We start from the raw sequence: 22360 nt of genomic DNA, 5'->3' as shown, positions 1-22360 counted from the left end.
ACTTGATCTTGTGGGTCAAGTTTTTACCGATCTCAATCTGTTAGCTTAAGGTTTTTACTGTGTTTCGACTCTTTGAGCGTTTTACTCAGCCCTACCCAGAACAGGGTGAATTACAGCCCCCTTCAACGCTGTTTGCGTTCATGCGTTTTTATACCAAAGGGTTTGAGATTCCGCTGTTAATCCTGTCGTTAAGTACCGCTTCCATTGCGATTCTAGAGGCGGTTCTATTCAGTTTTATGGGTGATTTGGTTGACTGGATTTCGACCATGACACCAGCTGAGTTGCTCTCTGAAAAGAGCTCAGAACTCTGGATGATGGCAGCTGTGCTATTGATCCTGTTCCCGTTGCTAACGCTAATCCACTCTTTGGTGATGCACCAATCCCTGTTGGGTAATTATCCAATGGCGATTCGCTGGCTGTCTCACCGATACCTGCTTAAACAGAGTGTCAGCTTCTATCAGAATGACTTTGCGGGTCGTATAGCGACCAAAGTGATGCAGACAGCGCTCTCCGTTAGGGAAGCAGTGATGAAACTCTTGGATGTGATGGTCTATGTGCTGGTCTACTTTATCAGTATGTTGGTGCTGGTGGCTCAATCAGACTGGCGCCTAATGATTCCCATGCTGGTTTGGTTGATCTGCTACATCGGCATTCAACTCTTTTTTATTCCTAAGTTAAAGCGGGTTGCGACTGAGCAGGCCGATGCTCGTTCAGTGATGACAGGCCGTATTGTCGACAGCTACACCAACATAAGCACGGTAAAGCTGTTTGCCCACACTCAGCGTGAGTCAGATTATGCCAAAGAGAGCATGGATGGCTTCCTAAAAACGGTCTACAGCCAAATGCGCTTAGGGACCGGGTTTAACGTGCTGGTTAACCTCATCAATTACCTTCTGACCTTTAGTGTTGCCGGCGTTTCCATTTATCTCTGGTCAGACTCAATTGTTACAGTGGGTGCGATAGCGATCGCGGTGAGTCTCTCTCTGCGATTAAGTGGCATCTCTCACTGGATTATGTGGGAGATCAGCATGCTGTTTGAGAATATCGGAAGCTCAGTTGACGGCATGAGAACGCTCTCTAAACCGATCGATATCATTGACAAGCCTGACGCGTCTGAATTGGCGCTCGTGAATGGCGAGATTGAGTTTGATGCGATTCAGTTCAACTATGATGTCGAAAAGCCTGTGCTGAATAAATTGAGCTTACACATCAATCCGGGAGAGAAAGTCGGTATTGTGGGGCGCTCAGGTGCCGGTAAATCAACGCTGGTCAATCTTCTGTTGAGGTTTTACGACCTGCATTCTGGTCAGATTAAAATTGACGGTGTCGACATTACCGATGTGACGCAAGACACGCTTCGAGCGCAGATTGGCATGGTCACTCAAGATACATCTCTACTGCACCGAACGATTCGCGAGAACATTCTCTATGGACGCCCTGATGCCAGTGAGGAGGAGCTGTTGAAAGCCTTAAAGCAGGCTCAAGCGGATCTGTTCATTAATGACCTAACAGACCCTGAGGGTAATCGTGGTTTGGATGCGCAAGTGGGTGAACGTGGCGTCAAACTGTCCGGCGGGCAGCGTCAGCGCATCGCCATCGCGCGTGTGCTGCTTAAAGATGCGCCTATTTTGGTCCTAGACGAAGCAACGTCCGCCTTGGACTCTGAAGTGGAGGCCGCTATTCAAGAGAGTCTTTACCAATTGATGCAAGGTAAGACCGTCATCGCCATTGCGCACCGTCTATCAACCATTGCAGCAATGGATCGACTGATTGTGATCGATGAAGGGCAAATTGTGGAGCAGGGGACACACCAAGAGCTACTCAATTCCGGTGGGATCTATGCGCAACTCTGGGCCCATCAAACCGGCGGTTTCCTGGGTATAGAGTAAATATCTACTACTCAATACAGGATTGAGCTTGTCGCTCTTGCTCAGACAGGTGTGATTCTCGTTTGCGCATCCACAGGCGTGTTAACAGTGTGCCGATAACGTAAGCTGTTAACACGATCAAAATATCACTGTTAACAAAGCTGACCGCGGTGATCATTGGTCCTGGGCAGTAGCCAGCGATTCCCCAACCCACGCCAAACAGAGCCGCGCCAAGTATCAGGCGGCGATCAATCTGTTCCTTAAGTGGTGTTCTGAATAGTGTGTCGCAGACCGGTTTATTTCGCTTTAGAATCAAGGGTGTAGCCACTATGTTTACAGCTAAGGCTCCTGCCATGACAAAGGCTAATGAGGGGTCCCATTGCCCTGTAACGTCAAGAAAGTTGACCACCTTGGCGGGATCGATCATCTGGGCTACAGAGAGACCAAGACCAAATAGGGTGCCTGATATCAAAGCGACTAGTAAGGATTTAATGTTCATTAAGCGCCCCCTACAAGATGGCGAACAATGAACACTGTTATCATCGCTGTCAGCATAAAGATCAGCGTTGCTACAAGAGATCTAAAGCTTCTACGAGCCAAACCACATATGCCATGGCCGCTGGTACAGCCAGTGCCAAGTGCTGAGCCGATGCCGACCAAAAGACCGGCAAGGATCAAACCCACTTTTCCAGTAACGGGCTGAATGCTCTCTACACCAGGTGAGATGCCAAATAATTGGTAAAGCACACCGCCTACAACTAAGCCGACTAAAAATAGAATACGCCATGGGATATCACCTTTTTCGGGAAGAATAACACCACCGGCTATCCCTGAAATACCCGCTATCCTCCCTTTAAAAAGCAGAAGAACGGCAGCCGACAGGCCAATTAAGGCACCACCAAGGAGTGCACTGTAAGGTGTGAAATTAATAATTTCCATGGGTAATAAAAGAGTCTGAAATTTCGCGATCGATAATGCTAATGGAGATGAGTCGTTTTAGCTAGAAGTTTGGTAGATTAAAGGGTTAGAGTCTTAGATGATATTGAACGCTTATTGCGTCTCTCGGAAACGCTTCTCGATTTTATCGAGGGTTGAATAACCTAAGGCTAAGGGTATTACCGCCTCGTCGTTGACCAGAAGTAGGGCAGGAAATCCTTGAATGCCAAGGGTTCTACAAAACTCCAGTTCACTGTTCAGTTTTGATTCTATCCTATCGCTGCTGAGTAATTCAGCGAACTGGCTAGCATCAAGCCCAATCGATTCTGCGCACTCAAGCAGGGTGCTTGTTTCAGAGGGGTTTTTAGCATCCAAATAGTAGGCCTTTTGAATGGCTTGGCTCATCAATTGCCGACCCTCTGGATGAAGCTCACCTGCCGCTATGACGGCTCGACAGCTAGGGTAGGTTGAACGTCTTGGTGTATTGCGAGTCCAAAAATCGTAGTTGAAGCGAGTACCTGTTTGAGACTCAATCCGTTGCCAGGTCGATGCGATCGCCTCACGCATCGATTGCGGCATAGGCTCATCAGAGTCTGGTGCCAGACCACCCATCACCCAAAGTACGTCGAGATCGGGATGCTGTTGCAGCCAGTTATCTAACGTCTTTGAAAAGGCCCAGCACCAGGAGCACATCGGGTCCATAACATAGATGAGTGATCTGTTTTCCATGTTTTAAATCTTCACTGCAACGCGGCCACGCACTTTACCTTCCAGTAGAGCAGCCCCTGTTTCGATGACCTGATCTAGAGTGATCTCGTTGGTCATGGTGTTAAGATCATCTTGATTGATAATCTCTGCAAGAGCCGCCCAAGCGAATTCACGTTGAGCGATAGGTTGCATCACACTGTCGACACCCAAAAGCGATACCCCGCGCAAGATGAACGGAGCAACGGTCATTTTCAGATCCATGCCCTGTGCCAGGCCACAGGCAGCCACAGCGCCACCCCACTGGGTTTGAGCACAGGCATTCGCCAAAGTATGACTACCCACGCTATCGATAACCGCTGCCCAGCGTTCAGCTTGCAGAGGTTTGCCCGGCTCAGAGAGCTCGGCACGATCAATAATTTCAGATGCGCCCAATGATTTAAGATACTCAGCCTCTTCAGGGCGTCCTGTTGATGCACAGGTGGTGTACCCAAGTTGTTTCAAAATGCGAAGCGCAAAGCTACCGACACCGCCATTGGCACCCGTCACCAGCACCGTACCCGACTCGGGTGTAATACCTGCTGATTGAATCGCTTGTACACAGAGCATTGCAGTGTAACCTGCCGTGCCAATGGCCATTGTTTGGGCTGCGCTGAGTGCTTCAGGTTTCTTGATTAGCCAATCGGCTTTCACTCGCGCTTTCTCTGCTAGACCACCCCAGTGGGTTTCGCCAACACCCCAGCCATTCAAAATGACTTGATCGCCGGCTTGGAAACGACTGTTTGTGCTTTCGATAACGGTGCCTGCAAAATCAATTCCGGCAACCATTGGAAAGCGGCGGACTACAGGCGCTTTACCCGTAATGGCTAAACCATCTTTATAGTTAAGGGTTGAGTACTCAACTTGCACCAGAACATCACCCTCTGGAAGCTGCGCTTCATCTACCTCAGAGAGTTTGCAGGTGTAACCAGCTGTTTCGTCTTTGTTAATGAGAATGGCTTTCATCGAATGGATACTCCTCTAGAAAGGTTCGACTGGATATAAATTGATTAAAAAACAGGTAGAGCGGGGTGGCTGACTGCTGAAGTTTTGCTCGCAACACAGCACCTTCCCAACCGATCCAAAACGCTTGAGCGAGTTGAGAAGAATCGGCACTTCGAACAACTTGTCCCGCGTGTTTACCTAGCTCAAATAGATCACTTGTTAAATCAGCCCATTGATTAAAAATCGATTCAATCGCATTACGAAAATCATTATCCAACGCGCTAATCTCTTGCCCTAAATTGCCAATCAAACAGCCGCGTTGAAAGTTGTACTTCTGCATTCCATTAGCGGCGGAGGTAACAAAGGCTTTTAATCGCTCAATAGGGGATAGATCGGCATTTAGAAACTGCTTATTCAGTTGATGCTTAAAGAATTCGTTGTAACTTTCGATTACCGCTAACCCAAAGCCAGTTTTAGAACCAAAGTGGTGATAGAAAGAGCCCTTTGGTACCCCGGACTGTTTAAGTAACTTGTCGAGCGGCGTTGAGGCAAAACCCTGTGAGGTCATTAACTCGGTGCCTATTCGTAACAGCTTCTCTTTAGCGCTTAAGTCATTCATAGCAAAGTGTATAGCCAATTTTTAGCCATACTAGACCGAACGGTCTAGAGCGTCAATCAGTTCTAGTCCTCTTTAAATAATTAAAGTTGGCACGCTGATTGCTAGTTGATGGGTTGTATAGATCAACAGAGATATTGGACGAATTTAAGGGTGCATTATGAATAGACAAATCTGTGAGTCGCTAACGGATCAAGCGGTTTTTAATGTTGATAGCTTAACTAACAGCCAATGTAACCTGAACGATGTATGGATCACGGAGCAGATCGATGAAGATGGTAAAGATATCCTGACGACTATATCTTCATGGGTGAATGGCGAGGGAGCGAAATTCGCACTTCAGATCAATTTTCGTTTTGATCCAAACTGCCCCGGTAAAATATGGGCCGACTACCGCTCACAGCCATCGATTATGAATGGGCACATTCTTGATGAATATGGCTTTAAACTACCGACTTACAAGTACCGCCGCTTAAGCTGGGATCTGTTGATGCAGATAGATACCCAAACCTTAGAGGAGAGGGTATCTGAACTGCATAGAACAACCCATTAATCCAAAATGCTTAATTTTTGCTCGGCTATGCTCTTGTTAGGATTTAATTGATGAGTGAGTGAGTCGATACAGGCTGATAGAGCCTCTTCGACCACAGGATGGTATGTCGGCATTTTGGATAGCTGCATTGCTGTCTGTTTTTGCTCAATCGCCCAGGCCATTAAATGGGCCAGATGCTCACCATCAACCGAGACAATCTCGGCCCCTCTAATAGTCCCTGTCTCTCTATCTGCGATTATCTTTATACCGCCAACAGTGGCGTGTTTAACCTTTGCTCGCCCGTTAGCTGTCAGTTTAACGAGAGAAGAGAGAGTCGTTTCATCCTCGACTAAATTGCCGACACGTGCAATGTTTGGCTGTGTAAAGACAATGCCAAGCGCTGTTTTGCGTTTAAACCTTTTAGCGGTTGTTTGATTAGCGTTATAGCCTGCAATCAGACCTTCATCAGCAGCTTCATGCATAACCGCGCGTTCTGAGGTTGCATCACCTGCAATATAAAGTGATGTACCCTCGACGCCCATTGTCTGCTCATTAAAGCTCACCTGTCCATCTAAGATAGCTGCTCCCGCTGCTTCAAGGTTCATTTTCAAACTGTTTGAGCGTCGACCCAGTGCGAGCAAGACCGCATCAAACGACTCTTCAATGCCGTTGCATGCAACATTTACACCGCCAGAATCATTTTGATTAAGGGTCACGGGCTCCCCAAGGTGGATTGGGAAATACGTGGATAGTGATTCTAGTGCATCCTCGAGTAGTTCATTATCTTGAATTCCGGCAACCGTTTGAGCTTGATCAAAACCTGCAACACGAACACCCAATTGACTTAAAGCTTGACCCATTTCTAGGCCTATAGCACCCATCCCTATGATGGCAATTGATGAGGGGAGTTTCTCGATCTCAAAAAAAGTGTCTGTCGTGTATAGGTTAGCAAAGTCCTGCCAAGGTTTAGGTATAACAGGGGATGACCCAGTAGCGACGATAGCATTATTAAACGTGATATCTTGGCCGTTAGCCCTAAGGCTATTTTTACCTGTGAATTCAGCATAACCACGGATTAAATGGTTATCATCCATTCTCTCAGTGGTGCGTCCGCGTACACCATTTGTGAACATGTCGCGCATCTTCCTAAGGTGCGTCATTACAGCGACAGGATCCAACTCAAGATGCGAGCTGCCTAAAATACCTTGGCTTTCAAACTGATCTCTACTACTGAATAACTCAGCGGTTTTTAACAGTACTTTCGAAGGCATGCAGCCAACGCGAGCGCAAGTGGTTCCATCTTCACCACCCTGAATCAACAGCCAGGAACGACCGCTCTTTTTGACTTCTGAAAGAGCGTATAAACCAGCCGTTCCAGCACCAATGATGACGGTATCGACTTTGCGATTCGACATAAAAATCCCTTTAATTGATTAATATTAGATAATTCTAATGTGTATCAAGGATTAGATGTATGATCAAAATCAATATCAGGTCAAAAACTATCGATACACTTCATCCATTGGCTTAGCGTGTTGATTAGAGGTGTAGATCAGAGCATTTTTTCGGCTCAGTTTAGAGGGGGAAGAGACCCCACAGCTCTTAGCGATGGTCTCAAGCTCTTTGTGCATCTCTTTAGCATAAGCAGCAACACGAACTGATTTGTTGACGGGATCTAGACCCGCTTGAAGTCGCTTATCATGCGTCGTGATTCCGGTTGGACAGGAGTTTTTATGACACTGCAAAGCTTGTATACATCCCAACGAGAACATGAAGCCTCGGGCTGTTGTGACAGCATCTGCACCGGCACAAAGGGCCCAAGCTACATCAACAGGAGTAATCAACTTGCCTGAGGCGACCAATTTTATCCGTTCTTTTAGGTTTAACTCAGTCAGAATGTTAGAGACTAAGGGGAGTGATTCTTGCAAGTTCATACCCGCGGCATCGATAAGAGACATGGGCGCTGCCCCTGTACCGCCGTTACCCCCATCTAGAGTGATAAAATCAGGGGCATAGGCGTTAATCACATCATCAAACGCGCTTTGCTTTGATTGGCTATCAGCTATATCTGCGGCAGCCGCCGAAGCTCTACTCGTTAAGGCGGTAAGCATCTCCCTGAACTCTGAAATATTACCCACACAGAGTTTGATGCCTACGGGTTTTTCGGTCACTAATCTGACGTGCCTAATGAAATTGTAAAGGTCGTCATAATTCTGAATTTCTTGATGGGTAGGCGGGGAAATGCTGGCTTTACCCTCAGGAATGCCTCGCTGTGCAGCAATCTCAGCAGTCACTTTGTCAGCCGGGAGTATGCCGCCTTTACCGGGCTTGGCGCCCTGAGAGAGCTTAATCTCAAACATTTTCACATTTGAGTTTTCTGCAACGACCTTCAGCTTCTCTTCACTTAATGAGCCATCTGAGTTACGTACGCCATACTTTGCGGTACCAATTTGGTAGACCACATCCGCTCCACCTTGAAGATGCTCTGTGGAAGCTCCTCCTTCACCCGTGTTAATCCAAATACCGGCTTCACGTGCGCCTGCAACGAGCGCTTTGACAGCGGGTTTTGAAATAGCACCAAAGCTCATACCTGAAATATGAAACACCTTGTCTGTGGCGTAGGGGTTGGGACAGTAGGGGCCAAATACCTGTTGTTGAGGCTCTTCATTGCCCGTGTAGGGAAAGACCGAGTTCGCAAAGAGAACATCCCCTTCATGTTGAAGGCGCGTAGAACCAAAGGCTTGAAGAGTAGATTCCTGCTTAGCCGCCTGATAAACCCAAGTTCTATCGGCACGGTTAAAGGGCATCTCCTCACGATCTTGAGCAAAGAAATACTGCCTGAAAAAGACGCCCATCTCCTCAAACATGTAACGTAGTCGCCCAACAACGGGGTAGTTACGACGAATGGTGTGGTCAACCTGATGACGATCACTGACATAAAGCAAGATAAGGCCAGAGACAAAAATCAGAAGGATAACGCCCGGTAGATAGCTCAGAATGAAATCAAAAAAACCAGTAATAATACCCATATACACCTCAATCTATTTGCTTTAACTTAACACGAAGAGATTAATCAAATGTTAAATTTCTTATCCATTTATCATAGAGCAGGGAACAGAAAGTGACTAACCCTTTGACGACGTTAATGAGTACGAAAGAGTTGATTTCATTGGATTGTGAAACGGTTATTTTTGATTGCCGTTTTGATCTGATGACTCCAGAAACAGGGCAGCAAGAGTACGATGAAGGGCATATTGAAGATGCTATTTACGTTAACTTAGATGAGGTTATGTCCTCTCCAATCACATCCACAAGCGGAAGACACCCATTGCCATCAAAGGAGTCGTTCGCACAGTTTCTAAGGTCCTGCGGTGTTTCTGAGAATACACAGCTGGTTGCCTATGATAATTCGGCTGGTCTGTTTGCGGCTCGTTTCTGGTGGATGTGTCGATGGATAGGCCATGAATCAGTGGCTATTCTTGAGGGTGGCATTAACGCTTGGAAACAGCAGGGCGGAAAGGTCACAACAGAAGCGCCTAATATAAATCAAAAGGGTGATTTGACGGTTAAGGAGAGTTTGGAATCCGTTGTTGATGTTGATGATGTTATTAAGGCTTCTAAACTGAAGGATCGTATTATTGCGGATGTACGTGCAGCCGAGCGCTTCAGAGGTGAGGTAGAACCCATTGATCCGGTCGCAGGGCATGTTCCAAACGCAAAGAACATTCCACTGTCTGATAACTACGACGCTGAAGGACAATTTCTATCTGCAGACCAACTACAACAGATCTATCGCCACAAGCTGGGTGACTATAAAGCGCAGGACCCAATCCTGATGTGTGGTTCTGGTGTAACCGCTTGTTTAAGTCGTTTCTGCATTGAGTTGGCGGGATTGCCACCAGTCAGTGTCTACCCAGGATCCTGGTCTGAGTGGATTAGAGATCCCAATAGGGGTGTTGAAACTGGGAACTAAACAGTCAGGGCAGGGTGTCAGGCCAAAAGCCTGACACCTTAATACTTTAGGCCTTTTTAACGAACTCTGATTTCAGCATCAATTTGCCACAATCGATATTGTGATCCCCGTCTACTAAACGTCGCACTTGGAATTTAGTGCCAACTTTCTCTGTACCACCACCTTTGACTTTAAGATCTTTAATCAAGGTTACAGAATCACCTTCTTGCAGCTGATTACCGTTTGCATCTTTAACAATCAGCAGGTCTTCAGACTCAGCCGCTGCATTGGGATCCCACTCATGTCCGCATTCAGGGCAGACAAGTTGTCCTTGATCTTCATAGGCATATGGAGAGGAGCATTCAGGGCAAGCTGGGTATGAGTCTGACATCGGAAATTCCTTAATAAAAATAAGGGATTAATCATACCTGATTTAAAGCAGTTCATAAAAGTTATCCACACTGAAAAACCGCATCAATCCTCACCTAAAAGCATCATGAATCATTTAAATAGAGCCAAATAACGGCGGTTAGCAGGCTTAGATACGCGCGAAGATAAAGGGGTATAAAAATAAGGTTGATTATTGTTTTGTTCGGTAAACAGCTGTTTTTAAATATTTAAATAAAGGAGATAAGGCAATTTTCGTTAAAGGTTAGATAAGCTCAACTGTTTTTAACCCTTACGCAAATATATGACGGAAGGCGCTACAAGCTCTGAATGTGATTGTTTGCACACAAGTGATCCTCAGATTGATTAACACAACTATCAACAGCCAATGGTTTGGTTGGGGTCAATCGGTTTTCAGTGCTTATTAAGCCTTAAGGGTGGTGATTGATTCTTTTTAGGCGCTATTAGATGTGTTGATCTGATGGTTTTTATCGGTCTTTCAGTAATAGGTTAGCGAATAATTACCTAAACATAGCTACCGCAATAACGATATATAAAGATACGTATAATATATATTATGTTAAATATAGTATTATAAATAAAAGGCAGGAGATCCCTACCTCTATCTTTTGCCACAAAGCGAATAAGAACCTTACAAAGCGCCTTTGTAGATGCCCTTGGTGTCTATGTCGATAGCAAGCTCACCAGTTTGCAATGATGAGTCATCTGCAATGGTTGCGACCAGCTCGTCACTGTAGCCGATTAGGTTGATCCCCTCCTTGTCGAGAAGCGTCATGACGCGCTCTAGCGCAGAGATAACGGACATTTGGCGTGCTGTGAAGCCTGGGCTCTTTGCGGCGCTACTCTGGATATCTCGACGCTTAGTGGAGATCTGTTTTAGCACATAACCATCATCATCAATCAGTGATAGCTTAAGATCTATCGCCCTTGCATCAATGATTAGACCTTTGAGCTGCTCAAATTGCTGCAAGCTAGAGACATTGATATTGTCTCCAGGATTGCTGTTCGTAACAATTTTCTTGAGCTTATCGGTGTCCGCACAGGGTTTAACGTGAATGAGCATGCTATTTCCGGTCTCTATTTAAGCTTCAGCTGCGCGTTTTCTGTCGATAATCTCAACACTTCAGCATTAAGGCGCGCAATCTCTTCGGCCTGTATTTTCAACCGTACTTGTGCTTCAAGCAAGCCCTCATTGTTGTGTACGCCCGCTTCGGATTGCTTTAGCTTGGTCTCAGCATCCATTAAGGCTTTGGCTGCCCTGTATGACTGATCTCGCTCATTACCAAGATTGGTTACAGCCTGGTTCAATTCCATTTTAAGCTTGCTGATCTCGTTATTTCTTTCGCTAATAATAGTATTTAAATCAACTATTTGTTGGGTATATTTACTGTCAATTGTTGACAGCTCTTCTGTGAGTTTCTTGCGCTCTTCGTCAGCCTCTTTGTGCTTGCTTTCACTGGCTCGGTTTGCGTAGGCAATCGCATCCGTCCAGATCTTGCTGGCGAGCTTAATAACAGGCTCTGGAAGATCGTAGCCACTGGCTTGCGCGTCTAATCTCTGCCCTAACCCGCTCCACCACTCATTGAGTGCTTTGTTAATTGTGGTTAATGAGCCAGACCCGAGTCTGTCTCTGACATTTTGTTGGGTGGGTTTGATGCCCTGCCTTAGCAGTTCGTCGGCAATTTCGTAGACTTGTTCGCGTTTTATACTGGTCATTTGATACATAATACATATTTAAAATACGTACTATATAGATAAGACGAGCTGTTATCTAGCAACACACTGCTCAACAACTTCCAGAAAGGTATTCATTGATATGGGTTTTGCGATGACTTTATTCGCACCGGCATCGAGTAGTGCCTCAGACTCCTGCCCCATGACGGCGGCAGTCACTGCCACTATGGGTACAGACACACCCTCTTTTCTTAGCTTTTGGATCATTTGCCGGCCATCCAGTACCGGCATAAAGAAATCACTTAGAATGAGGTCATACTCTTTGCGAGTCGCCATTTCGTATCCTAGATGGCCATTTTCCGCGACATCCACCTGGTTTACTAATTTACCCAGTAGGTTTTTAGAGACCATTCTTATGATGGGGTCGTCCTCAACGACCAGTAGGTTAAGGCGCTTAAGCAGATCTCCAGTATCTTTAGATTCTTGTCTAAACACTGGCTCAGACTGCTTTGCATTAAGATCAACCATAGGTATCTTGACAACAAAACGAGCGCCACCCTGCTCATTTCGATCGACATCAACGTCGCCATGCAGCTCGTTGAGTGATTGCCTTACAATAAACAAACCAAGTCCGCTGCCATCAACCTTTGTGCCCAGCCTTTCAAACGGCTCAAAGATCTTATTGGTTGCCTCTTTCGGTATTCCTTGGCCATCGTCAGATACAGTGAGCACCAAGTAACCCTTATCTACTCTTTGTATCCACTCAACCTTCACATTAATTGTGCTGCCTTTTGAGTGATGTATTGCATTCTTTATCAGATTTAACGCTATGATTTTTATACGTTGTTTATCTGACTCAAGTCTTATATTTTCGTTATCGATGAGCTCTAATTTCACAACCATACCGTTAAGCTCAGCTAACCTTGTCATCTGTGAATGAGCATCGATTAATAGCTGATTAGGGTGGAATGCTGTCTTGCTTATTGGTAGCGCCCTTTCAGGATTAACGGCTTGGGTCATGTCCTGCAGTACAGACATCAGATGATCAACGGTATTTTTCATCTGTTCTGTATGTTTTGGACTAGGAGCACCCTGCTCTAGATCTTCAATAAGCATTTGCAGGGTAGCGACAGGCGTTCTCATCTCGTGAGAGATGATGGCGAACAATTGCCTCTGATTGATCAGTTTCTCTTCGATTTCGGTCAATTTTGATGGATCAAAGAGATCGATACGCTTAAAGCGAATATGTTTTAAATGAGGCGCAGTTTCTGTTCTCGTTTCATACGCTGACAGATGATGCAGCTCTTTATCAATTCCTCTGTATCGAAAGTTGGTGCCAGACCGTATTGGTGCCGTTTCAATGAGTTTATTAGCTGGGGTGAAATAAGCGTCGAACTGATTCAGAGGTAGAGGTGTTGATAAGACAAAAAACTGCTGAGCCCTGGCATCTAAATGAACCTTCTCAGTACTAGAGTCTATGACAATATCAAATTGAGATTCATCGAGTGAATCAAAGGCTTTACACAACTTTGTATATTGCGTGTCTGACTCGATTTGATGATTGTTTGATCGATTCTGCTTCAATGGTCACTGCTTTAACTAATAACTTTAGTTAAAACATAGCAGGAATTATGCCAATCGCTACTCGAGCTCTAATTTTTTTAATGAGTCAGGCGAGTTTTGCTCATCCGCTAGGGTAAAGTTCATCGGACGATTGGTGTTCGTGGTTGTTGATGAATTGTCTCTACTGTCCTTTATCTCTTCAACTTGAGAGACATAACGTTTAGATATCATCACAACCGGGTTGTTCTCTTTGGTGTCGTCTAGGTAGAGTGGGATGAAGGAGCGGTCATCATTCATAATATCTTGAAGTCGCTCCCCTGGGGCTAGATAGAATGCTCCGACTAGACGGGCCCCATCATGCATACGGACATACACTTTCAAAGCGCTTTTACTTACGACTTTACTGCCCTGCATGCTATTTCCCCTAGAGTGTTTTATTGCATTCTAGCCTAAATTATTAATTTTGAGTAACTGTAGGAAAAGCGCAGAGTGATCTAAGTCACCTTTACCCATATTCTCAGAAAGATCTTGATACCGCTCATAAATGGCTTTTGTAACAGGCAGCTCTAAGTTCAATGATTGCGCAGCTTCGAGAACATTTTTCTCATCTTTGAGTTGAGTTGTGACTTTGCCGCCCGGTTCAAATGTTCGTTCGCTCATACGCTTACCGTGTAACTGAAGGATGGTGCTATCAGCAAACCCGCCTGACAGTGCGCGTCTAAAGGCTTCAGAATCAACGCCTGCTCGTTCCAGCAGCAATACAGCCTCCGATACAATAGCGATGGTACCGCCTACTATAGCCTGATTGGCCAGTTTAGATAGCTGACCAGATCCTACATCCCCTACTCTTGTGGCTCGCCCCATTGATGAAAAAACGACATTGGCCTCTTCGAATGTTCGCTCATCACGACTTCCTGCCATAATGGCCAGTGTACCCTCTTCGGCGCCTTTTACTCCTCCTGACACAGGGGCGTCTATGAAACGAGCACCGGTTGATTCAACTTTGTCAGCGATGCTGATGACCTCTTTTTGCGATGTTGAGCTCATATCGATCACCAGATGCTGTTTCGTGAGTTGAGGCAGTAGCATAGAGATAACCTCTTCGACGACCTGGCCATCAGCTAGCATGGTAATAATGATATCGCTCTGTGCGACTTCGCTAAGGTCTTCGGCAACAGCGGCGCCATCCTCTTTTAAGGACAAGCATTTCTCTTGCGTTCTGTTCCAGACGGTTAACTCTACACCCTCACTCAACAAGCGCTTTGCCATAGGCAAGCCCATTAGGCCAATCCCAAGAAGAGAGATCTTAGACATAATTACCTCAAAATTTTTTAGCACTTTTTTATTTTTGTACTAATTTGTTAATAAACACCTTATATGTGAATTTACGACACATGCAGTTTGGGTGAACTTTAAACCGATTGATAAAAGGTGTTTTATGAGAATCGCCGCTCACCCTGAAGATGAAACTCAACGCATTGCTAGCTTAAAATCCATTGGTCTACTCGATACGCCCAGTGACCTCTATTTCGATCAGCTTACAGCTCAGGCGGCTCATATTTTTAATACCCCTATCTGCGCTGTCTCAATAATAGATAGTAAGCGACAGTGGTTTAAATCCATTTACGGATTAGATGTTTGTGAAACCGGTCGTGATGAAGCTTTTTGTTCCCATGTGGTTCACGATCACAAACTACTCGAGGTGCGTAATGCCCTTGAACATCCTGACTTTCATGATAATCCACTGGTGATCGGAGCGCCAAACATACGCTTCTATTGCGGCACCCCAATACACGACACTAATGGTTTCTGTCTAGGTTCGTTCTGTGTCATTGATACAAAGCCACGCCAGTTTACTGAGGAGCAGAAGGAGCTTCTAAACTCTTTTGCCCTGCAGGCTGAGGCTCTCATCGCCTTACATGTGCGACAAAAAGATAACGAAGAGAAAAACAGAGAGATTATTAGTTCACGTGATCTTCTTCGCCGTGAATTGGCTAGGCAATCAAGCCTTGTATCGAATGCAGCCGCTGCCGTTATTCGGATCAGTCACCGCGGCATTATCGAGGATGCTAACAAAAAAGCTGAATCTCTATTTGGCTACTCTATCGACGAGCTTGTAGGTCAAAACATATCAATGTTGATGCCTAAGGATATTGCTAAACACCATGATGGATACCTAAAACATTACGACCGTGATAAGCGCCAAAATGCCACTCACAACAGTTCGGTGATCGGTGAAGGTCGTGAAGTATCAGCCATCAGTAAAAGTGGCGAGCTGATACCCATACATTTGGCCGTCAGTGAAGTGGTTATTGATGACCAATCTCAAAATGAGTTCATTGGGATAGTGACGGATCTTCGTGAAACCAAGCGCAAAGAGCGTGAGTTAGAGCGACAAAGTATGCTGCTGGATAAACTTCACAAAGGTCTAACTGATTATGAAGCGCTGATCAGTGGCAACTCTATATGGTCTTTTCTGCAGGAGTCATTACGCGAGTTAACCAATAGCGAATATGCGCTGATTGGTGAGGTGGATCCAAGCAAGTCAGAACCTGAACTGATCGTTCACTCGTTAACTGATCTCTCCTGGGATAAAGAGTCGAAAAGTTTGATGCAAAAATTCTTGGCAGGTTCGAGTCGGGTAACCAACACGAAATCCCTGTTAGGTCGTGTGTTTGCTCAAGGCGAGGTGGTCTTAACAGAATCACCCGCCACAGCACCGGGTCGACGCGGTCTTCCTGATGGACACCCTCCTCTGCATAATTTGCTAGGAATGCCTATTAAACAAGGTGATAAAACGCTAGGCATGATCGCCATTGCCAACTCAGAATCAGAGCTGAATGATGAGCTGGTCAATTGGTTAGAACCCTTTGTTGCCACCTGCTCTTTACTGATTCAGCTCTACCGTCAGATGAATGAGCGGGAACGTTTCACAGCGGAGCTTGAAGCAGCGAAGGATCTAATCGAAGATGCAAGCCGTGCTAAGAGTGAATTCTTAAGCTCTATGAGCCATGAGTTAAGAACACCACTGAACTCAATCATTGGCTTCTCAGAACTGCTCCAAGCTAATAGAAAGACCCCTCTCAATGAGAAGCAGTCAAAACAGGTGCACCAAATCAACTCGAGTGGTAAGCATCTTCTGACACTGATCAATGACATTTTAGATCTTGCCAAAATTGAAGCGGGTAAGCTCTCAATTTCACTAGAACCTACGCTGGTCGATAGCGTTGCCAATGAAACCCTAGAGGTGCTGCAGCCAATAGCGGACAAGAGTGGTATCTCTATTCTGGTTAAAGCTAACGCACAGCATATTGAGGCGATGGCAGACTACACCAGACTCAAACAGGTACTGATCAACCTGCTCTCCAACGCCATTAAATACAACCGCCAACAAGGTTCAGTTGAATTGTCTTGGGAGGTGGTTGACCAATCAGTACTCGTGCATGTTCAGGATACCGGGATCGGTATCAGCGATGATCAGATTGATCATATATTTGAGCCATTCAATCGAAGCAATGCAGAAAACTCTGGCATAGAGGGAACCGGTGTCGGGCTAGCGCTAACAAGAAAGGTTGTCGAATATATGAATGGTACGATCGATGTGAAAAGCGATCACACCGGAAGTACCTTCACTGTAACGCTACCACTGGCTAACTGCCAGGTTAAGAGTGACTCATTCACATCCGGCAAGGTACAAAATGATCAACTCAATACTGATCTAACCAGCCAATCAGAAAAGGTTGTTCTTTACGTTGAAGATAATCCAGCCAATCAGCGACTCATGCAGGATATTTTTGAAGATTTTGAAAGCATAAATCTTGTCGTTGCTCATGAGCCCTTCCTGGGTTTAGAGATGGCTAAAACCCATCGGCCTGATCTTATTATTCTTGATATCAATATGCCGGGAATGGATGGATTTCAGTTATTAAAACGCCTCAAACAGGAGCCAAGTTTGGAGGGCACTCCCTGCATCGCGCTATCGGCCAATGCTATGCCAAACGATGTTAAACGAGGCTTAAACGAGGGATTTGATCACTACCTAACCAAGCCGATCGATATACCTAAATTTTACGACCTAATTGATGACTACTTTGAGGAGGTAAATTAAATGAGCCGCGAAAACATTCTTGACGCCAATATCCTCATAGTTGATGACAACGAAGCGAACGTACTTCTTTTAGAAGATCTATTAGAGGATCAGGGTTTTACCCACCTAAGGTCTTTAACAGACCCGTTACAGGTTCTTCAAGAGACAAAACAGAGCCTGCCAGACCTGATACTTCTAGATATTCGAATGCCTGGCATGAATGGCTTTGAAGTCATGCAACAATTGGACGAAGCATTCTCCAACAAACATCCTCCCATCATATTGCTAACCGCGCAAACTGATATGGAGACCCGCACAAAAGCGCTGGCATTAGGGGCGGTCGAGTTTTTAAATAAACCCTTTGATCATCAGCTGATTATTGAACGCATCAGCAATATTCTAAAAACGACATTGGGTTCGGTTAGAACAGCCTCTGACTCAACTTATGTCAATGCTTACATAGCGGATGATGATATTGCCTCTCTGAAAGCCCTGGGTTACACCGATGAAACCACTGGATTGCCTAACCGAAGAGCAATTCAGAAACATATCTTTGAAGAGTTTGCGCTAGAGAAGGACTTAACGGCCTACTTTATTGAAATAGATGGAGCGGATGCTTTAGCAAAAACGTACGGCTATGAGATATACGATCGAGCCATGCAAACGCTCGCCAAGCTTATATCGGAGTCAGCTGCTAATCAGGTCGCAATGATCGGTGCTTGGAATGCCAATCAATTTATCGCGATTAAAGAGACTGAAATTGACCCTGCTTTCGAAGAGCAATTCGCAAGACGCATGCATCGATTGTTAACCGGTATTCATGAAATCGGCACACTGCACTATAAACTTTCTGTCCGAATTGGATTCGCTGTATCTAAAGGACTGATTAAACAACCCGGTGAATTAATCCGGAGAGCGGTACTGGCTGTTCCCTGTCTTAATAGCGGCCTAGATTATGATGCCTACGACCAACAGATGGATGACTCGAACAATCACGAAGCAAAGATTGAATCTGAATTGAGACGTGCCATCATCAATAAAGAGCTCTATCTAACTTACCAACCTAAGGTTTCGATCAGCAAAGGATCTGTCATCGGCGCTGAGGCGTTATTAAGATGGGAAAATAGCAACCTTGGCAAAATTTCACCAGAGCTGTTCATTCCCATTGCGGAGCGAATTGGCATGATCAATGAAATTGGTGAATGGGCGTTTGATGAGTCAGTCAAACAACTTAACAGCTGGCTTAAATCGGGACGAGTCGGCATGGACTTTACATTGGCGATAAACGCATCGCCTATTCAGCTATTCAACCCAAACTTTATATCATTTGTGCAATCAACATTGGTCAAACATGGCGTCTCACCCTCTCAAATTCAAATTGAGATTACAGAGTCTATGTTCATCTCTAATGTCGACTATGCAATCTCAGTTCTTAATGAGATTCGTCAATTAGGCATATCCATTGCGATGGATGATTTTGGGACAGGTTTCTCTTCTCTCTCTTATCTTCAAAATTTACCTTTGGATACGTTAAAAATTGATCGATGCTTTATCGATCAGATGACTTTTTCTGAAAAATCGCGACGCTTAGTTCAAGCAATCATTGCTTTAGCGCATACCTTTGATCTGGTGGTAGTCGCTGAGGGTATAGAGACTAAAGAGCAGTACAGAATGCTCGTAAATATGGGGTGTGAAGAGGGACAAGGTTATCTATTTGATGCACCCCTACTACCAAATGAGTTCCCACCGCAGCCATTAGTGACCAGCGCGAATAGACAATACTCTTTCTCTTAGCAAAGAGGTAAGCAACTTTCTAATAATCGACTATGCTTAAGGTAGTTAACCATCAAGGCTGATTATATGTCGCGCTACACAACACAAATTGTGGATTCCCTAACGACTGAGTGGTTCAGGGATCAGCCACTGTTGAACGTGATACTAGAAAACTGTTTCGATCAGGTATTTATTAAAGATCTCTCGTCAACCTTGATTTACGCAAATAGGAACCTAGCCCTACATTATGGGCTAAAAGAGGTTGACCAAATACTGGGCAAGAGTGATTTTGACTTTTACACTGCTGAACATGCAGAAGCGATGAGACAGGAAGAGTTGGACCTTATGCAGACTGGTGAGCCACTGCTTGCCAAACTCTATACTGAAACCTGGCCTAAGGGCGGTGAGACATTTAATCTTTGTTCAAAGTTACCCCTTAGGAACAGTGATGGAAAAATTGTCGGGTTGATTGGTTTTGGTCGAGACATCACCAAAGATAAGCGTCGTGAAAAGCTCATCTGGCAACACACAAACTATGATGCCCTGACTGGACTACCTAATCGTAATTACTTTGTGGGTTGTTTGAATTCATCTATTCACGAGGCTAATACTGGGCACCGCTACACACTACTTGCACTGGATATAGATCGGTTTAAATCGTTTAATGACAGTTACGGTCATGGTTGCGGCGATGCGATACTGATTCATGTTGCTGAATGCATTCATAATAATGTGTCTGACCATGACATAGTGGCGCGAGTCGGTAGTGATGAGTTCCTGTTGCTCATCAATAATCAAAAGAATAAAACCAACATAGTCGATTTAGCGATTAAAATTCGATCCAACATTCAAGCACCATTTTTCTATCAAAATCAGCAATACGATATCTCCTGCTGTATTGGTGCGGCTGAATTTCCATCAGATGCGCTTGATGCAACCGACCTGCTGAAGTTTACTGAGCAGGCGCTCTATCGAGCAAAACAGCTCGGAGACAATCAATTTGTTTTCTATTCACCTGAAATGACGACCGCTTCGATTAGGCGTCAAACACTCATCGCAGATCTAAAACAGGCGGTTGCAGACGATCAAATCGAGGTGATGTTTCAGCCAATTATTAGTTGTGATACGGAGCAGTTATACAGTGTTGAAGCCCTAGCGCGGTGGCAACACCCCTACTATGGCCAGATTTCACCAGATGAATTTATCCAAATTGCAGAAGAGATAGGCATTATTGCGCAATTGGATGAGCGAGTTTTTCATAAGACGATTGAGGCCGCTCAGCGGTGGCAAACCGTTATCGACCCTTTGCCCGTTTTCTCTGTGAACGTCTCTGCGCGAAGCCTTAATACTGGTGAAAATAGTAGTTCAGATATCATCAATCTCCTCTCTAACTTAAACCATGGAAAACTGCTCAAGTTACGGCTTGAATTGACGGAAGGCTCGCTCTTTCTTCCGTCTGAAAAGCTCAATGATTTAATGGGATACTGTTCACAAAATCAGATTGAGCTGGCGTTGGATGACTTCGGAACCGGTTACTCTGCCTTATCTTATCTACTGGACTTTAAAATTGATTATTTGAAAATCGATAAAGTATTCATCGACGGACTACCCGAAAACAGTCGAAACCTATCCGTCTGTAAAGCGATTATTCAGATGTCAAAATCGCTAGGAATCAAAGTGATCGCTGAGGGTGTGGAACAAGAGGAGCAACTGCTTGCTCTGAAAGAGCTGGGTTGCGATTACATTCAAGGCTACTATTTCAGCAAACCGTTAAGTTCGCAGGAGATGTTAGATCGCTACTCAGCTTAGAGAGTGCGATCTAACAAAGTATCTACTCAGTCTCTAAAAACTTAGCGACCATCTCTTTAATGTAACGACCGTTACATGGCTTAGTTAAAAACGCCTTTGCTTCTAACTGTTCTGCACGCTCCTGTATCTCAGGGGTGGCAAATGCACTCAGGAAAATCACAGGTATATTGCTGGTCATGGTGATTTTGTCGAGCAGATCAGCCAACTCTAATCCATTCATTCCCGGCATATTGACATCAAGTAGAATCAGATCGGGTTGGCGTTTGACCGCTAATGAAAGTCCCACTTCAGGGTCAACTGCACAGACCAATTTATAATCAGACTCCAAAGCATCACGGATCTGGGCAAGGGTAAACGAGTCATCGTCAATGCAAAGGATGGTTTTTTTAGACATATCTCAACTACTTAATAAGAATGTTAAACGTAAATTTAGTTTAGCAAGAAGATGAAAGTAGACAAGAAAAAGTAGATAAAAATGGTGCCCCGGACCGGACTTGAACCGGTACAGCCTAACGGCCGGCAGATTTTAAGTCTGCTGTGTCTACCAATTCCACCACCAGGGCATTGATGATGTGTATCGTTTGATACATCCCTAAAGAGAGATCTTTAGGAAGAGAATATGGAGGCGAGCACCGGAGTCGAACCGGCCTAGTAATGATTTGCAATCATTTGCATCACCGCTCTGCCAACTCGCCATATTGGAGCGGGAAACGAGGCTCGAACTCGCGACCTCAACCTTGGCAAGGTTGCGCTCTACCAACTGAGCTATTCCCGCACTTGCTGAACAAGTGGCGCGTATTATAGACGCTTCACCCACCCTGTCAATCGCTAGATTGAAATTAGATCTGCTTAAAAAATAACCACTTACTCGACTTTAAGGCCTATCACTGATTAGGTTTAAGGTGTGGCCAAGCAGCACGCAGGTAGACAAACATAGACCATAGCGTTAGTAGCGCAGCAGCATAGAGAATACCGACCCCGATCCAGGCCAGAGTCGTTCCGGGCGCAGCACCAATCATGATAAAGATGGCTAGCATTTGAAGGGCTGTTTTAGCTTTACCAATCATAGAGACGGCAACCTGAGCGCGCTCCCCTATTTCAGCCATCCATTCACGCAATGCAGAGATCACGATTTCACGACCGACTATGATGATGGCTGGAATCGAGAGAATGGCAGGCCAATCAGAAAAGAGACGTCCATAGGTATCGACCAGTAAAATCAAAGCCGCAGCGACCATTAACTTATCGGCCACAGGGTCAAGGAATGCCCCAAAGCTGCTCTCTTGCTGCCATTTGCGAGCGAGATAACCATCCAACCAATCAGTAACGGCCGCTAAGGCAAAGATTCCTGCTGATATCCAACCGGCAAAAGGTGTCGGCCAGTAGTATGCAATGATGAAAAATGGAATTAAAACAATACGTAACAGAGTTAATACGTTGGGTAGATTCATGC

Annotated in this window: 21 protein-coding genes and 3 tRNA genes; 6 read left to right on the top strand and 18 right to left on the bottom strand. The window is 45.1% G+C overall.

What is annotated here, in order from left to right; translation table 11 throughout:
* Positions 1 to 59 precede the first annotated feature (59 nt).
* The gene (locus tag XMM383_RS02100) at positions 60 to 1889 is read left to right on the top strand and encodes an ABC transporter ATP-binding protein (RefSeq protein ID WP_173494436.1); all 1830 of its coding nucleotides are present in this window, start codon (positions 60 to 62) and stop codon (positions 1887 to 1889) included.
* A gap of 7 nt (positions 1890 to 1896) precedes the next feature.
* Here the strand turns inward: XMM383_RS02100 and XMM383_RS02095 are convergent, their stop codons facing one another.
* The 5 genes from XMM383_RS02095 to XMM383_RS02075 form a co-directional block, all read right to left on the bottom strand.
* Positions 1897 to 2367, bottom strand: a complete 471-nt coding sequence (locus XMM383_RS02095) for a YeeE/YedE family protein (RefSeq protein ID WP_173480945.1) — start codon at positions 2365 to 2367, stop codon at positions 1897 to 1899.
* Entirely contained in the window at positions 2367 to 2807 is a 441-nt protein-coding gene (locus XMM383_RS02090; RefSeq protein ID WP_173480944.1) for a YeeE/YedE family protein, read from the bottom strand. Before XMM383_RS02090 ends, XMM383_RS02095 begins: the two co-directional genes overlap by 1 nt.
* Positions 2808 to 2918: 111 nt before the next feature.
* Complete coding sequence (locus XMM383_RS02085) at positions 2919 to 3533, bottom strand: DsbA family protein (protein WP_173483959.1); 615 nt, start codon at positions 3531 to 3533, stop codon at positions 2919 to 2921.
* 3 nt (positions 3534 to 3536) lie between these two features.
* The gene (locus tag XMM383_RS02080) at positions 3537 to 4514 is read right to left on the bottom strand and encodes an MDR family oxidoreductase (RefSeq protein WP_173480942.1); all 978 of its coding nucleotides are present in this window, start codon (positions 4512 to 4514) and stop codon (positions 3537 to 3539) included.
* Positions 4495 to 5112, bottom strand: a complete 618-nt coding sequence (locus tag XMM383_RS02075) for a TetR/AcrR family transcriptional regulator (protein WP_173494435.1) — start codon at positions 5110 to 5112, stop codon at positions 4495 to 4497. Before XMM383_RS02075 ends, XMM383_RS02080 begins: the two co-directional genes overlap by 20 nt.
* A gap of 157 nt (positions 5113 to 5269) precedes the next feature.
* On the opposite strand from XMM383_RS02075, the gene XMM383_RS02070 reads away from it, so the two are divergent.
* Positions 5270 to 5662: a hypothetical protein gene (locus XMM383_RS02070; protein WP_173480940.1), complete on the top strand. Its 393-nt coding sequence runs from the start codon at positions 5270 to 5272 to the stop codon at positions 5660 to 5662.
* Here the strand turns inward: XMM383_RS02070 and XMM383_RS02065 are convergent.
* Both XMM383_RS02065 and XMM383_RS02060 read right to left on the bottom strand, forming a co-directional pair.
* Positions 5659 to 7056 (bottom strand): dihydrolipoyl dehydrogenase, encoded by a 1398-nt coding sequence (locus tag XMM383_RS02065; protein WP_173494434.1) that lies wholly within the window; start codon positions 7054 to 7056, stop codon positions 5659 to 5661. The two genes, XMM383_RS02070 and XMM383_RS02065, sit on opposite strands and share 4 nt — an antisense overlap.
* Positions 7057 to 7143: 87 nt before the next feature.
* Entirely contained in the window at positions 7144 to 8670 is a 1527-nt protein-coding gene (locus XMM383_RS02060; protein WP_173482495.1) for an FMN-binding glutamate synthase family protein, read from the bottom strand.
* A 92-nt stretch (positions 8671 to 8762) separates the two neighbouring features.
* On the opposite strand from XMM383_RS02060, the gene XMM383_RS02055 reads away from it, so the two are divergent.
* Positions 8763 to 9614: a sulfurtransferase gene (locus tag XMM383_RS02055; protein ID WP_173483954.1), complete on the top strand. Its 852-nt coding sequence runs from the start codon at positions 8763 to 8765 to the stop codon at positions 9612 to 9614.
* 46 nt (positions 9615 to 9660) lie between these two features.
* Here the strand turns inward: XMM383_RS02055 and XMM383_RS02050 are convergent, their stop codons facing one another.
* The 6 genes from XMM383_RS02050 to XMM383_RS11835 all read right to left on the bottom strand — a co-directional run bounded on the left by XMM383_RS02050 (position 9661) and on the right by XMM383_RS11835 (position 14576).
* Complete coding sequence (locus XMM383_RS02050) at positions 9661 to 9984, bottom strand: zinc ribbon domain-containing protein YjdM (RefSeq protein WP_173488863.1); 324 nt, start codon at positions 9982 to 9984, stop codon at positions 9661 to 9663.
* 648 nt (positions 9985 to 10632) lie between these two features.
* Positions 10633 to 11064 carry a response regulator gene (locus XMM383_RS02045; protein WP_173480935.1) on the bottom strand — a complete coding sequence of 144 codons (432 nt, stop codon included), beginning with the start codon at positions 11062 to 11064 and terminating at the stop codon, positions 10633 to 10635.
* Between the two features lie 14 nt (positions 11065 to 11078).
* Entirely contained in the window at positions 11079 to 11726 is a 648-nt protein-coding gene (locus XMM383_RS02040; protein ID WP_173495570.1) for a DNA-binding protein, read from the bottom strand.
* A gap of 42 nt (positions 11727 to 11768) precedes the next feature.
* Positions 11769 to 13259, bottom strand: coding sequence for a hybrid sensor histidine kinase/response regulator (locus tag XMM383_RS02035; RefSeq protein WP_173494433.1), 1491 nt, complete (start codon positions 13257 to 13259; stop codon positions 11769 to 11771).
* Positions 13260 to 13316: 57 nt separating this feature from the next.
* Entirely contained in the window at positions 13317 to 13652 is a 336-nt protein-coding gene (locus XMM383_RS02030) for a hypothetical protein (protein WP_173480932.1), read from the bottom strand.
* Positions 13653 to 13682: 30 nt separating this feature from the next.
* Positions 13683 to 14576, bottom strand: coding sequence for an NAD(P)-dependent oxidoreductase (locus XMM383_RS11835; RefSeq protein WP_371731517.1), 894 nt, complete (start codon positions 14574 to 14576; stop codon positions 13683 to 13685).
* A 100-nt stretch (positions 14577 to 14676) separates the two neighbouring features.
* Between XMM383_RS11835 and XMM383_RS02020 the strand changes: the two genes are divergently transcribed.
* The 3 genes from XMM383_RS02020 to XMM383_RS02010 all read left to right on the top strand — a co-directional run bounded on the left by XMM383_RS02020 (position 14677) and on the right by XMM383_RS02010 (position 20907).
* Positions 14677 to 17346 (top strand): ATP-binding protein, encoded by a 2670-nt coding sequence (locus XMM383_RS02020; RefSeq protein ID WP_173494432.1) that lies wholly within the window; start codon positions 14677 to 14679, stop codon positions 17344 to 17346.
* On the top strand, positions 17347 to 19119 hold the full coding sequence (locus tag XMM383_RS02015) for an EAL domain-containing protein (RefSeq protein ID WP_173480929.1): 1773 nt from the start codon (positions 17347 to 17349) through the stop codon (positions 19117 to 19119).
* A gap of 66 nt (positions 19120 to 19185) precedes the next feature.
* Positions 19186 to 20907: a GGDEF domain-containing phosphodiesterase gene (locus XMM383_RS02010; protein WP_173494431.1), complete on the top strand. Its 1722-nt coding sequence runs from the start codon at positions 19186 to 19188 to the stop codon at positions 20905 to 20907.
* Between the two features lie 22 nt (positions 20908 to 20929).
* On the opposite strand, the gene XMM383_RS02005 is transcribed toward XMM383_RS02010, so the two are convergent.
* The 5 genes from XMM383_RS02005 to pgsA form a co-directional block, all read right to left on the bottom strand.
* The gene (locus XMM383_RS02005; RefSeq protein ID WP_173480927.1) at positions 20930 to 21301 is read right to left on the bottom strand and encodes a response regulator; all 372 of its coding nucleotides are present in this window, start codon (positions 21299 to 21301) and stop codon (positions 20930 to 20932) included.
* 82 nt (positions 21302 to 21383) lie between these two features.
* A tRNA-Leu gene (locus XMM383_RS02000) sits at positions 21384 to 21470 on the bottom strand.
* A gap of 57 nt (positions 21471 to 21527) precedes the next feature.
* Positions 21528 to 21602 (bottom strand) — tRNA-Cys (locus XMM383_RS01995).
* 4 nt (positions 21603 to 21606) lie between these two features.
* Positions 21607 to 21682 (bottom strand) — tRNA-Gly (locus tag XMM383_RS01990).
* Between the two features lie 109 nt (positions 21683 to 21791).
* The gene (gene pgsA / locus XMM383_RS01985) at positions 21792 to 22358 is read right to left on the bottom strand and encodes a CDP-diacylglycerol--glycerol-3-phosphate 3-phosphatidyltransferase (protein WP_173480926.1); all 567 of its coding nucleotides are present in this window, start codon (positions 22356 to 22358) and stop codon (positions 21792 to 21794) included.
* Positions 22359 to 22360 lie beyond the last annotated feature (2 nt).

It is taken from the genome of Marinobacterium sp. xm-m-383 (assembly GCF_013283255.1).
Lineage (GTDB): Bacteria > Pseudomonadota > Gammaproteobacteria > Pseudomonadales > Balneatricaceae > Marinobacterium_E.
Note: the sequence above shows the minus strand (reverse complement) of the source record. Positions and strands in the feature narration are given on the sequence as shown.

What these genes read in the sequence shown, in the direction of transcription:
- XMM383_RS02095 (WP_173480945.1), bottom strand. Translation starts at nt 2,367, where the DNA reads ATGAACATTAAATCCTTACTAGTCGCTTTGATATCAGGCACCCTATTT.
- XMM383_RS02090 (WP_173480944.1), bottom strand. Translation starts at nt 2,807, where the DNA reads ATGGAAATTATTAATTTCACACCTTACAGTGCACTCCTTGGTGGTGCC.
- XMM383_RS02085 (WP_173483959.1), bottom strand. Translation starts at nt 3,533, where the DNA reads ATGGAAAACAGATCACTCATCTATGTTATGGACCCGATGTGCTCCTGG.
- XMM383_RS02080 (WP_173480942.1), bottom strand. Translation starts at nt 4,514, where the DNA reads ATGAAAGCCATTCTCATTAACAAAGACGAAACAGCTGGTTACACCTGC.
- XMM383_RS02075 (WP_173494435.1), bottom strand. Translation starts at nt 5,112, where the DNA reads ATGAATGACTTAAGCGCTAAAGAGAAGCTGTTACGAATAGGCACCGAG.
- XMM383_RS02070 (WP_173480940.1), top strand. Translation starts at nt 5,270, where the DNA reads ATGAATAGACAAATCTGTGAGTCGCTAACGGATCAAGCGGTTTTTAAT.
- XMM383_RS02065 (WP_173494434.1), bottom strand. Translation starts at nt 7,056, where the DNA reads ATGTCGAATCGCAAAGTCGATACCGTCATCATTGGTGCTGGAACGGCT.
- XMM383_RS02060 (WP_173482495.1), bottom strand. Translation starts at nt 8,670, where the DNA reads ATGGGTATTATTACTGGTTTTTTTGATTTCATTCTGAGCTATCTACCG.
- XMM383_RS02050 (WP_173488863.1), bottom strand. Translation starts at nt 9,984, where the DNA reads ATGTCAGACTCATACCCAGCTTGCCCTGAATGCTCCTCTCCATATGCC.
- XMM383_RS02045 (WP_173480935.1), bottom strand. Translation starts at nt 11,064, where the DNA reads ATGCTCATTCACGTTAAACCCTGTGCGGACACCGATAAGCTCAAGAAA.
- XMM383_RS02040 (WP_173495570.1), bottom strand. Translation starts at nt 11,726, where the DNA reads ATGTATCAAATGACCAGTATAAAACGCGAACAAGTCTACGAAATTGCC.
- XMM383_RS02030 (WP_173480932.1), bottom strand. Translation starts at nt 13,652, where the DNA reads ATGCAGGGCAGTAAAGTCGTAAGTAAAAGCGCTTTGAAAGTGTATGTC.
- XMM383_RS02020 (WP_173494432.1), top strand. Translation starts at nt 14,677, where the DNA reads ATGAGAATCGCCGCTCACCCTGAAGATGAAACTCAACGCATTGCTAGC.
- XMM383_RS02015 (WP_173480929.1), top strand. Translation starts at nt 17,347, where the DNA reads ATGAGCCGCGAAAACATTCTTGACGCCAATATCCTCATAGTTGATGAC.
- XMM383_RS02010 (WP_173494431.1), top strand. Translation starts at nt 19,186, where the DNA reads ATGTCGCGCTACACAACACAAATTGTGGATTCCCTAACGACTGAGTGG.
- XMM383_RS02005 (WP_173480927.1), bottom strand. Translation starts at nt 21,301, where the DNA reads ATGTCTAAAAAAACCATCCTTTGCATTGACGATGACTCGTTTACCCTT.
- pgsA (WP_173480926.1), bottom strand. Translation starts at nt 22,358, where the DNA reads ATGAATCTACCCAACGTATTAACTCTGTTACGTATTGTTTTAATTCCA.